Annotated in this window: 14 protein-coding genes and 1 pseudogene; 11 read left to right on the top strand and 4 right to left on the bottom strand. The window is 40.1% G+C overall.

Annotated features, from left to right (window positions below; genetic code table 11):
- Window positions 1–430: hypothetical protein (locus tag ACY3FQ_RS07045; RefSeq protein ID WP_489773759.1), on the top strand; the 430-nt coding region annotated here is incomplete at its 5' end.
- A gap of 34 nt (window positions 431–464) precedes the next feature.
- Here the strand turns inward: ACY3FQ_RS07045 and ACY3FQ_RS07050 are convergent.
- Window positions 465–1,253: a pseudouridine synthase gene (locus ACY3FQ_RS07050; protein ID WP_333640116.1), complete on the bottom strand. Its 789-nt coding sequence runs from the start codon at window positions 1,251–1,253 to the stop codon at window positions 465–467.
- 197 nt (window positions 1,254–1,450) lie between these two features.
- On the opposite strand from ACY3FQ_RS07050, the gene icd reads away from it, so the two are divergent.
- The 3 genes from icd (at window position 1,451) to ACY3FQ_RS07065 (ending at window position 4,172) form a co-directional block, all read left to right on the top strand.
- Window positions 1,451–2,704 (top strand): NADP-dependent isocitrate dehydrogenase, encoded by a 1,254-nt coding sequence (icd, locus tag ACY3FQ_RS07055; RefSeq protein ID WP_279739402.1) that lies wholly within the window; start codon window positions 1,451–1,453, stop codon window positions 2,702–2,704.
- Window positions 2,705–2,988: 284 nt separating this feature from the next.
- Window positions 2,989–3,150, top strand: coding sequence for a hypothetical protein (locus tag ACY3FQ_RS07060; protein WP_489773760.1), 162 nt, complete (start codon window positions 2,989–2,991; stop codon window positions 3,148–3,150).
- 695 nt (window positions 3,151–3,845) lie between these two features.
- Window positions 3,846–4,172: a hypothetical protein gene (locus ACY3FQ_RS07065; protein ID WP_279741766.1), complete on the top strand. Its 327-nt coding sequence runs from the start codon at window positions 3,846–3,848 to the stop codon at window positions 4,170–4,172.
- Window positions 4,173–4,175: 3 nt separating this feature from the next.
- On the opposite strand, the gene ruvC is transcribed toward ACY3FQ_RS07065, so the two are convergent.
- A complete protein-coding gene (gene ruvC / locus ACY3FQ_RS07070; protein WP_279741768.1) occupies window positions 4,176–4,721 on the bottom strand; it encodes a crossover junction endodeoxyribonuclease RuvC in 546 nt (181 codons plus the stop codon).
- Window positions 4,722–4,843: 122 nt separating this feature from the next.
- Between ruvC and ACY3FQ_RS07075 the strand changes: the two genes are divergently transcribed.
- Together ACY3FQ_RS07075 and ACY3FQ_RS07080 are read left to right on the top strand one after the other, a co-directional pair.
- Entirely contained in the window at window positions 4,844–5,425 is a 582-nt protein-coding gene (locus tag ACY3FQ_RS07075; protein ID WP_035327338.1) for an FxsA family protein, read from the top strand.
- Window positions 5,426–5,557: 132 nt separating this feature from the next.
- Window positions 5,558–6,199 carry a LysE family transporter gene (locus ACY3FQ_RS07080; RefSeq protein WP_348960567.1) on the top strand — a complete coding sequence of 214 codons (642 nt, stop codon included), beginning with the start codon at window positions 5,558–5,560 and terminating at the stop codon, window positions 6,197–6,199.
- Here the strand turns inward: ACY3FQ_RS07080 and ACY3FQ_RS07085 are convergent.
- Window positions 6,161–6,373 carry a hypothetical protein gene (locus ACY3FQ_RS07085; protein ID WP_259233813.1) on the bottom strand — a complete coding sequence of 71 codons (213 nt, stop codon included), beginning with the start codon at window positions 6,371–6,373 and terminating at the stop codon, window positions 6,161–6,163. The genes ACY3FQ_RS07080 and ACY3FQ_RS07085 overlap by 39 nt on opposite strands.
- A 314-nt stretch (window positions 6,374–6,687) precedes the next feature.
- Here ACY3FQ_RS07085 and ACY3FQ_RS07090 point away from each other — a divergent pair, with 314 nt between their 5' ends.
- Window positions 6,688–6,933 carry a hypothetical protein gene (locus tag ACY3FQ_RS07090; RefSeq protein ID WP_005401120.1) on the top strand — a complete coding sequence of 82 codons (246 nt, stop codon included), beginning with the start codon at window positions 6,688–6,690 and terminating at the stop codon, window positions 6,931–6,933.
- Window positions 6,934–7,028: 95 nt separating this feature from the next.
- On the opposite strand, the gene metK is transcribed toward ACY3FQ_RS07090, so the two are convergent.
- Window positions 7,029–8,195, bottom strand: coding sequence for a methionine adenosyltransferase (metK, locus tag ACY3FQ_RS07095; RefSeq protein WP_004984924.1), 1,167 nt, complete (start codon window positions 8,193–8,195; stop codon window positions 7,029–7,031).
- Between the two features lie 720 nt (window positions 8,196–8,915).
- Here metK and tkt point away from each other — a divergent pair.
- From tkt to ACY3FQ_RS07115, 4 genes and pseudogenes are all read left to right on the top strand, one after another.
- Window positions 8,916–10,904 (top strand): transketolase, encoded by a 1,989-nt coding sequence (gene tkt, locus ACY3FQ_RS07100; RefSeq protein ID WP_279045414.1) that lies wholly within the window; start codon window positions 8,916–8,918, stop codon window positions 10,902–10,904.
- Window positions 10,905–11,020: 116 nt separating this feature from the next.
- Window positions 11,021–11,236: a hypothetical protein gene (locus ACY3FQ_RS07105; RefSeq protein ID WP_004696769.1), complete on the top strand. Its 216-nt coding sequence runs from the start codon at window positions 11,021–11,023 to the stop codon at window positions 11,234–11,236.
- A 113-nt stretch (window positions 11,237–11,349) separates the two neighbouring features.
- Window positions 11,350–11,799 (top strand): annotated as a pseudogene (locus ACY3FQ_RS07110) (GNAT family N-acetyltransferase).
- Between the two features lie 123 nt (window positions 11,800–11,922).
- Window positions 11,923–12,519 carry a YceI family protein gene (locus ACY3FQ_RS07115; protein ID WP_279741775.1) on the top strand — a complete coding sequence of 199 codons (597 nt, stop codon included), beginning with the start codon at window positions 11,923–11,925 and terminating at the stop codon, window positions 12,517–12,519.
- Window positions 12,520–12,592: the final 73 nt, after the last annotated feature.

Below are 12,592 nucleotides of genomic sequence, written 5' to 3' on the forward strand. Positions count from 1 at the left end.
TGAGCAACAGAACTTACTAGAACCACGCTTTATTATTTCTGATGCTGAGGTATTTAATGTATTAGGCAGAGAAGTTGAAAAAAACTTTGAAAATAATCATTTATTAAATTTTAATGAAAATATATTTGTTAAGGTTATTTTAAATTTAATAAATTTTGGTGAAGAAGTTTTTGATTTGAAAATAAAAGAAAATGGCAAGAAATATATAATATTAAAAGTTGAGCATGTAGCAATAGGAAAAAAGCAAAGTTTAGAATTTGACTTAACGGATTTACAGATTGATGTATTAAATCGTGAACAGGAATTATTCGTTGAGTTTGATATAACTTTTACTTGTAAGAATGGAAAGGTTTTATGTAAAGAACTTAAATTGTTAATTTATAAACGTAATGAATTACAGTTTGGTGCAGAATTTTTTCTGGAAAAATAAAGCCCACTTTCGTGGGCTCTAAATCAATCAAATTTTAACGACCATTACGTCCGCGACCGCGTGGCGCTTTTGTATTTGGACGAGTAGTACCATTGGTTTTACGCTTTGGTTTCTCACTATCATCCATTTGCCAAATACGCTTTGTACCTGACTTTTTCACAGAGCCATCTTTGTTCTTACGAACCATAGGCTTACCGCCTGTACCACCCGGTTTTTTCACATAAGAGCGCGAACGGTAAGGTTCTTCCGCAGGAATGTTTTGAAAGTCAGGGTATAAAAGTGGTTCGATTTCTTTGGATTCACCTGGTTGTAAACCCATTTGAACCAAATCAATTGCACCAATTTTAGTACGGATTAAACGTAAAGTAGGAAAACCTACAGCAGCAGTCATACGACGTACTTGACGGTTACGGCCTTCACAAATTGAAATTTCGACCCAAGAAGTCGGTACAGATGCACGGAAACGTACAGGGGGATCACGCTCCCATAACCACTCAGGTTGTTCAACTTTAGATGCTTCAGCAGGTAAAGTTATACCATCTTTCAGTTCCACGCCTTTACGCAACTGCTCCAGCGCTTCTTCAGTTACATCACCATCGACCTGAACCAAATACGTTTTAAATTTTTTATTGGCAGGGTTGGTGATGTATTGGTTTAAACCACCATGGTCGGTTAAAAATACCAAGCCCTCAGAGTCCATATCCAAACGACCAGCCAAGCGCAAAGTAGAGTCGCTGACAAAGTCAGACATCGTCATATGTGCTTCATCTTTACGGAACTGGGAGAGGACGTCATAGGGCTTATTCAGGATGACGATTTTCATAGTCAATAACTTCTGTAATTACATAAAATAAGAAATATCAAGATTTATTTAATAGAGAAATGTAGTTATTTCTCGTATAAATCTCAAAAACAGCGGAATTCGATTAAGCTATTATGCGATAAGAAGAGTGGAAAGTATTGTCTATCGGCAATTATTTTTTAAATTTGCCAATTATAATAAAAGGGAGCGCCTGCAAAATGGGTTATCAGAAGATCATCGTTCCTGCGGATGGTAGTAAAATTACTGTAAACGCAGATTTATCATTAAATGTTCCAAATCAACCGATTATTCCTTTTATTGAAGGCGATGGTATTGGTGTCGACATTACACCAGCCATGAAAACTGTAGTAGATGCTGCAGTGCAAAAAGCATATGGTGGTAAACGCTCGATTGAGTGGATGGAAGTTTACTGCGGTGAAAAAGCCAATAAAATTTATGGCTCTTATATGCCAGAAGAAACTTTTGATGCGCTACGCGAGTTTGTGGTTTCAATTAAAGGCCCCTTAACCACACCCGTCGGCGGGGGCATTCGTTCTTTGAACGTGGCGCTACGCCAAGAATTAGATTTGTACGTCTGTGTACGCCCTGTACGTTGGTTTGAAGGGGTACCATCACCTGTTCAGCATCCTGAACTGACCGATATGGTTATTTTCCGTGAAAACTCAGAAGATATTTATGCAGGAATCGAGTGGAAAGCCGACTCTCCTGAAGCGAAGAAAGTGATTAAGTTTCTCAAAGAAGAAATGGGCGTGACTAAAATCCGATTTGAAGATAACTGTGGTATTGGGATTAAGCCTGTATCGAAAGAGGGAACGCAGCGCCTTGTGCGTAAAGCCATTCAATTTGCGATTGATAATGATAAGCCGAGTGTGACCTTGGTTCACAAAGGCAATATCATGAAATATACCGAAGGGGCATTTAAAGAGTGGGGTTATGAACTTGCGATGGACCGTTTCGGTGGTGAGCTCATTGATGGCGGGCCATGGGTAAAAATTAAAAATCCAAAAAATGGTAAAGACATCATCATTAAAGATGTGATTGCCGATGCATTCTTGCAGCAGATTTTAATGCGTCCTGCGGACTATTCAGTGATTGCGACTTTAAACCTGAATGGTGACTATATTTCTGATGCACTGGCTGCAGAAGTTGGAGGGATTGGTATTGCGCCGGGTGCGAATATTGGCGGATCGATTTCTGTTTATGAAGCCACGCACGGAACAGCGCCAAAATATGCCGGTCAAGATAAAGTCAACCCAGGCTCCATTATTCTTTCTGCTGAAATGATGCTACGAGATATGGGCTGGGTAGAGGCGGCAGATTTGATTATTAAAGGCATTTCAGGGGCAATTGAGGCGAAAACAGTCACTTATGATTTTGAGCGATTAATGCCGAATGCAACCTTATTGCGTTGTTCAGAGTTTGGTGAGGCTATTATTGCGAATATGGAATAAGCTTTAAGCTGAATTGGTAGAAACCCGCACATGCTGCGGGTTTTCTTTTGTTGGCTTGAAAATAGCTGTGGAAATATGATTGCAATGTAAGACTAGGTTAAGGGATCAGTGTTTTGAGTGAGTATAGGTAAGGCTGAAGAATAAGTGGGAGTTGATTCTTAACCATAATTTATATATGTAATTACATTGAATCACCTTGATACAGCTTATGGCTTGGGTTTTCCCTCTATTACTGTAAGGTGGGACTTGTCAACTACGGCAAATGATGAAAAAGGAGTAGTCTCATGGCTAATCAACAACAAAATAATCAGCAGCAACGTCAACAACAACCAAATCAACCGCAAGAACAACCAGACCAACAACAGCAACAACAACCCAAACCAAATCAAGGCCAGCAAAAACAGCCGAATCAAAACCAACCGAACCCAGATCAGCAACAACGCTAGGCGTATTGCTATTTCATGAACGAATGTTAAAGGCATTTCAAGGAAGAATCGATCAAAGGGAGTTGAACCAAAGGAGGACCCTATGTCGAATAATGTTGTGAAAACATTAAAACAGAAGATCAAAGCACGTTTAAAAAAGATCTCTAAGCATCAGTCTAAGCTGAAAGCCTTAGAGAAAAAACTGAAGAAGCGTAAGTAGTTTTACGTGGTTTATTCGAAGCAAAGCCCTCATTTTATATGAGGGCTTTGCCATTACATATATAAGATATCAAAAATAAAGTATTTAATCCAGATCTAGGTCTTTATGAAATAAGTTTTGACAGAGTAGGAAATGTTACAAAAAAGGTTTTTTGGCAAGAGAAAAAGGGGACAGGAGTCAGTTTAGTAATTAAATGTCTTTATTTTAAGACTGGTGGAACTGATTGTAAGTTAAGTAGTCATGTAGAAGATTATGGCTTTAATACAAGTTATTTAAATGTTTATTTTCATGCTGAATTACTTCCACATTGGGAAAAAATTCAGCGTGATTCTTTAAAATTATTTAATTCTTTTCAGATGGAAGAAAATAAAGTAAATGCTTCCAAGTAAGAATATTGAAGTAGCATAAGAACTATTATGTAGTAAGAAAACGCGATATAACGCAATCAAGCCTAAAATTTAAAGACTTCGAATAATGGTAAAAGAGGGGCGGAAGAATGGATAAATACTTACTGGTGGCCTCGGTGGTTGGTGCATGCATACTGTTGGTGATTTACACCCAACTTGCACCATCAGGTGGACAGAAAAATTTTAAGCAAATCGTACAGCAGGCATTTAGTCGTTATAAAGTGATCGAAAAAAACTACACCATTATGATTTGTGAGATCAACCACCGCAATGAGCCAGAAGAGTTGGTCTTTATTCGTATCGATCCTGCTCAAAAGAAAAATTTACGCATTTCAGGAAGAATGCTGATAGCAACTTATCCCAAAGCACCATCGGTACGTGAAATGCGTAAAGACTTTAAAGACTATGTCACTTAACACTTAGCGTCGACGAGAGCTACTACGGCTGCGTCCGCGCGCCATACCGCCAAGAGCATTGAGTACAGCAAGCTTGGTCATACTGCCTGAAGCATGCGCATGACAGATGGCAGCAGCGAGAGCATCGGCGGCATCTTGCTGTGGTTTGATGCTCAGGTTTAGGAGTCTCATCACCATCATTTGTACTTGTTCTTTGTCCGCAGCGCCATAACCGACCACCGACTGTTTAATCTGGCGTGCGGTATATTCTGCAACTTGTAGGTCAAGGTTGACCAATGCAGCAATAGCAGCACCACGTGCTTGCCCCAGCTTCAGTGCGGAGTCAGGGTTTTGTGCCATAAATACTTGCTCAACTGCGGCTTCGGTTGGGCTATGAAATTTTACAATACGATCAATCCCTGCAAAAATACGTTTTAGCCGTTCAGGCATATCAGCAGCTTCGGTACGAATGGTGCCAGCATCGACAAAAATTAGTTTTTGACCTTCTTTTTGAATAATACCGTAGCCTGTAAGGCGAGAACCGGGGTCAATACCAATAATTAATGACATGCTTGCCCTTTAAAAAAAATAATATGCCCATATTGTTACATAAGCGTATCAAAAAAGCTTGATGTAGATTGAGCACTTGATTCTTGCACCTTATTCATTTTGTTGAGATTAGATTAATTTTCATGAAATTATTTCTTTTTATATTAGCTGGTGTCATTCTCGAAGTCTTCGTATGGATTGGCGTGGGTGACCTCGTTGGTAGCATGTGGTACGTGTTCTTCTGGTTTATTGCCGCTTTCTTTATTGGTATGAGCCTGATTCGTAAGTATTCAGCAGGTTTAATGCCACAAATGCAGCAAATGCAAGCGGGCCAGATGGGTGCAGATCCTGCATTAACAAACAATCTGCCAAAAATCATTGCGGGTTTTCTTTTATTGATTCCTGGCTTGGTGACAGACGTGGTTGCCGTGTTATTGCTTATTCCAGCAGTACAAAAAGCCATGACGGGCGCGCTGATGAACGTGATGATGAAACGTCAGCAAGCGATGATGGAAAAAATGATGGGTGGCATGATGGGGGATATGAATGGCATGGGCGGTGGTGCTCAAGGTCAAAACCCATTTGCAGATATCATGCGTCAGATGCAAGAAATGCAGCAACAGCAGGGCGGTTCAGCTTATCGTGACTCTAGTATTATTGATGGCGAAGCACGAGAAGTCACGCCAGATGCGAAAAAAATTGAAATGAAAGATGTGAATAAATAATTTCATACCTAATTTTAAAGCCGAGTTCTAACTCGGCTTTTTTTATCTTTATGAAAATGTTTTAAGTGCTTATGATTTAAAATAAATATAACAAACGATATAATTATTTTTTAAAATTTATGCCGCTTTTTTATGTCATTGCTTTTTACGATTTGCGCTTTGCATTTTGTTGCGCAGCTAAGTCCTGGTCCTGATGTTTTGCTGATTGCCAAAAGTTCAGCTTCGACTACACAAAAAAATACTTTAAAAACTATCTTAGGTATTTCCGTTGGCATCGTAGTTTGGGTGGTTTTAACCTTATTAGGTTTTACCGTACTCATCGACAAAATGCCATGGATTCAACAGGTATTGATGGTGATTGGTGGGGTGTTCCTTGCACGTATGGGGTGGCTGATGTTGAAAGCTGGCCTCAATACAATGCAGCAAGAAGCCTTGCTAGATGATGGTCAAAAACTACCTACACCCAAGGCCAACCATTATTTCATGTCAGGTTTACTGACGAACTTGTCTAACCCGAAAACGCTGATTTATTTCAGTAGTGTGTTTTCATTGGCACTGAGTTCTAACGCAAGTCCCTATTTAAAAATGCAACTTGCGGTCATTATTCCCATTCAAACTTTTATGACTTTTGCACTGCTAATGCTGCTTTTGTCATTACCCAAAATTAAGGCGGCATATCAGCGTTCAGGAAGTTATATCGACATTTTTTCTGGCGGGCTGTTCCTGATTTTTGCTTTATGGCTTTGGTACGATGCTCTCGCAATCTACATCTAAGTCATTTTTAAGCTCTTTAGATGATGGAGCCTGTTCCAAGGTGGACGCCTCATCTTTTTTACTTTGCGCATAGCGGTTAGGCTGTAATGTCGCTTCGGTATTTTCTGAACCTTTATAGCTACGGCTGCGGTTGGCACGTTCGCGTAAACCGCCTTTTTTAATCAACTGAACCATTCTTTCTTCCTCATCGTTGCATCTTATTTTAATAAACAATCGCGAGAAAACTAAAGGGTTTTAAGCAAATATGACGGAATACGTCAAAAACTATTATGTTACAAAATGAAATTGTCATGATTTGGTGTTATAAACAGGAATATGCGTTAAATCAATTGATTAATCTTTCAGTGTAAGCCGTTGCTGACATCACTTCAGGTGAATTACGCTTGAGTCTCAACAAATACTCACATAAGATAAATGAATCTAACATTCTGTGAGGCAGGGTGATGGACAATAAAAACAAGAAAGGACAAAAACAAGGGGGTAAAGCCATGCTCTATCAATACCACTGCGCATGTTGTGAAACAGTTGTCGCATCAACAGATAAAGACTGTCCAAACTGTGGATCACATAATATTCGAAGTCCTTTTGGATTTTGGATTTTCTGTATTGTTGCATGTCTTGCAGCAGCGATTATCGTTAAATCTGTACAAGTCTATTTGGCCGACCGCAACAGCGAACCCGCTGCCGTGACTTCGCTCTTTGATGTGCTCAATCATGACAACAAACCTAAGTAGTGAGGTTCAATGACTTCACGACTGAACTGATGGACTATTTTCCATTAGTTAAAATAAAAAAACCCGCATTAAGCGGGTTTCTTTTTGGATCAAACTTATAGACCAGCTGAAGCTTTAAGCGCTTCCACTTTATCTGTTTTTTCCCAAGTAAATGCAGTATCTGAACCTTCACGACCGAAGTGACCATAAGCAGCAGTTTGCTTATACATCGGTTGAATGAGGTCAAGCATACGAGTGATACCGTATGGACGTAAGTCGAAGTGTTCACGGACTAACGCAATGATCAACTCTTCAGATACTTTGGCTGTATTGAAGGTATTAATCGAAATAGACGTTGGCTCAGCCACCCCAATGGCATAAGACACTTGAATTTCACATTTGTCTGCAAGGCCCGCAGCTACGATATTTTTCGCAACATAACGACCTGCGTAAGCAGCAGAACGGTCAACCTTAGATGGATCTTTACCAGAGAAAGCACCACCACCGTGACGCGCCATGCCACCGTAAGTGTCTACGATGATTTTACGACCTGTTAAACCACAGTCACCCACTGGGCCACCAATCACAAACATCCCTGTTGGGTTGATGTGGAATTTGGTGTCTGCATGGAACATTTCAGCAGGGATCACTTTTTTCACGATTTCTTCAATCACAGCTTCTTTTAAGTTGCTTTGAGAAATTTCAGGATCGTGCTGGGTAGATAATACGACGGCGTCTAAACGAACAGGCATGCCATTTTCATAAGCAAAAGTCACTTGGCTTTTTGCATCTGGGCGTAACCATGGTAAAGCGCCACTACGACGTAGTTCAGCTTGCTTTTCCATTAAACGGTGTGCATATGAAATTGGAGCAGGCATAAGCACGTCAGTTTCACGGCTTGCATAACCAAACATTAAACCTTGGTCACCTGCACCTTGATCTTCAGGCTTTTGACGGTCAACACCTTGAGCAATCTCTGGTGACTGTTTACCAATCATGTTGATCACAGCACATGTTGAACCATCAAAACCAAGGTCAGAATGGTGGTAACCAATGCCATTTACGGTTTGACGAACAATCGCTTCGAAGTCAACATTTGCAGTTGTTGTGATTTCACCTGCAAGTACTACCGCACCCGTTTTTACAAGCGTTTCACAAGCAACCCGCGCATATGGGTCTTCTTTTAAGATCGCATCCAAGATAGCATCACTGATTTGGTCAGCCATTTTATCTGGATGGCCTTCGCTTACAGATTCCGAGGTAAATACAGCGTACTCGCGCATAAGTCCTATCACAGTTAATTTAAAAGACGCAATATGGTACATCGACTTAGCCGTTTGAGCCAGTTCTACACGACCAAAATGACTGAATTTATTTCAATTCAACGACTTTTTATCTGATATAAGCATCTAAAAAATTGATATAGCGTTTATTTTTAGTTCGAAATGACAAAGTAAAGGCTTTTGGTTCAAAGTTTATGGGTGCGTATCATGAGATTTTGTTTTTTGGTTATATCTAATTGTAAAACAATAGCTTGTTTGAGTTTTTGTTGGCTTGGGTGTTAAGTTGGTAAAGAAAAAATGCTCAAAATATGCATCATAAAAGAATCTATAATTTGTACTAATTCATGAAAAATCTAAAAAAATGAATAAATTTCACTATGAATGTTTAATTGTATGTAAAAAATACAAATGTATCCTGTGATGTGTTTGATACTCAAGGATAATGGTTTGTTCTGATTAGTGAATAGAATGGCTGAGCTTTGTTTTTAAAAATTGATGATTCTATCGTGTAGAATTTGAACCGGAGAAAAGCTAGAGAGGCATTTCTGAGTGAAATTGTTGTGATTTTAGGCAATGCCCGCATTTATTAGACATTGATGATGAATAAATAGCGAAATATTGTCCATTAGGCTTTACCCATTCCTCTTTTTTTAAGACAATACACCTATCTTTGAATTCTATTCATCTTACTCTTTAAATCATTTGTTTGGACTCTGACCTATGACAACCCCGCTTAACGAACGTCGTATTGCAAACGCAATTCGTGTATTGGCAATGGATGCTGTGCAAAAAGCAAACTCTGGACATCCAGGTGCGCCAATGGGGATGGCTGATATCGCTGATGTGGTATGGCGTGAGTTTTTCAACCATAACCCGACTAACCCTCAATGGGCGAACCGTGACCGTTTTGTACTATCAAATGGTCATGGCTCTATGCTGCAATATGCGTTATTGCACCTTACGGGCTATGATTTATCAATTGAAGATTTAAAAGCATTCCGTCAACTGCACTCTAAAACGCCGGGTCACCCAGAATTAGGTTATGCACCAGGTATTGAAACTACGACTGGCCCACTTGGTCAGGGGATTGCAAACGCAGTTGGTTTTGCTCTAGCTGAAAAAACTTTAGCAGCGCAGTTCAACAAAGATGAGATGAGCGTTGTTGACCATTTCACTTACTGTTTCTTAGGTGATGGCTGTTTAATGGAAGGTGTTTCTCACGAAGCATGTTCACTTGCAGGTACTTTAGGTCTAGGTAAACTGATTGCTTACTATGACGACAACGGTATTTCGATCGATGGTGAAGTAGAAGGTTGGTTCTCTGACGATACAGAGCAACGCTTCTTGGCTTATGGTTGGCAAGTACTTAAAGCTGATGGTCATGATGCAGATGCATTACGTGCTGCAACTTTGCAAGCAAAAGCTGAAACGAAAAAACCAACGATCATCATCTGTAAAACGATTATTGGTCTAGGTTCGCCAAATAAGCAAGGTAAAGAAGACTGTCACGGTGCGCCGTTAGGTAATGACGAAATCGCATTAACACGTGAAGCATTGGGCTGGACTGAAGGTCCATTTGAAATTCCTGCTGACGTTTATGCAGCATGGGATGCAAAAGCAAAAGGGACGGCTTCTGAAGCAGCTTGGAATGAATTATTTGCTCAATATGCAGCAAAATATCCAACTGAAGCAGCTGAATTGAAACGTCGCCTTTCAGGTGAATTGCCAGCTGAATTCCTTGCTCAAGCAGATGCGTTTATTGCTGACACTAATGCAAAAGCTGAAACCATTGCTACACGTAAGGCAAGCCAAAACACATTGCAAGCTTTCGGTCCATTATTGCCTGAATTATTAGGTGGTTCTGCGGACTTAGCTGGCTCTAACTTAACACTTTGGAAAGGTTGCCAAGGTGTTCAAGACAATCCAGCAGGTAACTACGTACACTATGGCGTACGTGAGTTTGGTATGACTGCCATTGCAAACGGTGTTGCGCTTCACGGTGGTTTCATTCCTTACGTTGCAACATTCCTTATGTTTATGGAATATGCGCGTAATGCAGTACGTATGTCTGCGTTGATGAAACAACGTGTAATCCATGTATATACACATGACTCAATTGGTTTGGGTGAAGATGGTCCAACGCACCAACCTGTAGAGCAAATTGCGTCTTTACGTGGTACACCAAACTTAAATACTTGGCGTCCATGTGACACGGTTGAAGCAGCTGTGTCTTGGAAGTCTGCACTTGTACGCTCAGAAGGCCCAACTGCGTTGATCTTCTCTCGTCAAAACCTACCATTCCAAACACGTACAGATGCACAAATTGCAAATGTAGCGAAAGGTGGTTATGTATTGGCTGAAGAAAAAGGCGAATTAAAAGCGATTATTATTGCGACGGGTTCTGAAGTATCTTTAGCAATGGAAGCACATGCACAACTTGAAGGTGTGCGTGTCGTGTCTATGCCATGTGCTGAAGAATTTGTGAAGCAAGATGCAGCGTACCGTGAAGCGGTTCTTCCATCAAACATTCGTGCACGTGTTGCAGTTGAAGCAGCACATGTAGACTACTGGTGGAAGTTTGTAGGTTTAGACGGTCGTGTAATTGGTATGACGACTTATGGTGAATCTGCACCTGCGAAAGACTTATACCAATACTTCGGTATTACCACTGAAGCAGTTGTTGCTGCGGTAAAAGAATTGACAGCTTAATTTTTAAAAATTGACTGTTTGAAGGACGCTCCAGTTTAGGGGCGTCTTTTATTTTGAATGGCGTATATAATATGCAAGCTGCTGCTGAAGTAGCTGCATAAATTTTAGGTGATGATATGAGCTTGTACGATCAAATTCATGATGAAGTTGTATTGATGGATGCGGGCGAACAGAAGTGGATTGGACCGGATCTACCTTTGGAGGCGATGGTTGCTGTTGAGCTGTTATTGCAAGATTTAGCAGAAGATAAGCAAATTAAGATCCGCCGTAAAAACCATGAAAAGCAGACAGGTATGAAGTTGATTGATCGGATTCTGATTGAAAAACTATGATGGTTGTCACGTCTAAAAGAAGCCTTATTGAAGCGATTCAATAAGGCTTTTTCTTTGTAGTGTTTCAATTTAAATATAAGCCGTACAAAAATAAATAGTACTTTGAGAGCAAAATGGAAGTACCAAATATTCACATTGTGCCACTGACAGAAATCGATCAGTCGATCTGGGCTGCATTATGGCAAGCTTATCAGACATTTTATCAGGCTGATTTATTGGAGTAGATATCTGAAAATACGTGGCATAAACTGACTGATTCTAAGCGTGAGCATATGTATGGTTTTGCTGCACTTATGGCCGGTCGGGTTGTTGGCATTGTGCATGTGGTAGAACATGATAGCTGTTGGACGTTAAAGCCTTATGCTTATTTACAAGATCTATTTACGCATGAGGACTATCGTGGGCTAGGGGTTGCAACAGCTTTAATCGAACACGTCAAAATGCATACTGAAAAGCGAGCATGTGATCGGGTCTATTGGCTCACTCATCAGGATAATTTAGTCTCACAGCAACTCTATAATAAAGTCGCGAAGAAGACTAGTTTCATTCAATATCGGGCGTAGCTAAGTCGCTACATTTAAAAACAATTATATCGTTCTAAAGTTGCAACATATCGTTTTATCTTTATAGATGTATTCGTTGTAGAACTCTATAGACTAAGCAGTATTCCAATGTGAGATAAAAACATGAACTTTAAAGCTTTAACAATCGGTTTGGCTGTTGCAACTGCGACTACATTTGCTATGGCAAAACCTGTGGCATATCAAATTGACCCTACACATACAGCAACAGTTTTCACATGGAGCCATTTTGGTTTTTCAACGCCATCTGCAAACTTCAGCGACATTCAGGGTGTGATTAATGTCGATAATGCAAAACCTGCAAACTCATCGGTGAATGTAACGATTCCTTTATCTAGCTTAAACACCAACGTAAAAGCTTTAGATGAACACTTACAAGCGGCTGATTTCTTTGATGCAGCAAAATACCCAACCATCACTTTTAAAAGTACAAAAGTACAAGCTGTAGGCGCGAATAAATACAAAATCACAGGTGATTTAACCATTAAAAATGTGACAAAACCTGTCGTTTTAGATGCAGTGTTGAATAAACAAGGTGAGCACCCAATGACCAAGGTACAGTCAATTGGTTTCAACGCAACCACTTCATTTGACCGTTCTGCTTTTGGTGTAGGCGCATATGTGCCTAACGTGGGTGATAAAATTACTGTGAATATCACCACTGAAGCATCAGTTCCACAGCCTAAAGCTGCTGCGAAATAAGAGATATCTACCAAAAAAGCACCTTAATAGAGGTGCTTTTTTATTTGTGCTATATGTCCCGTCCTGAAATAAG

It is taken from the genome of Acinetobacter sp. AB03, from assembly GCF_058107045.1.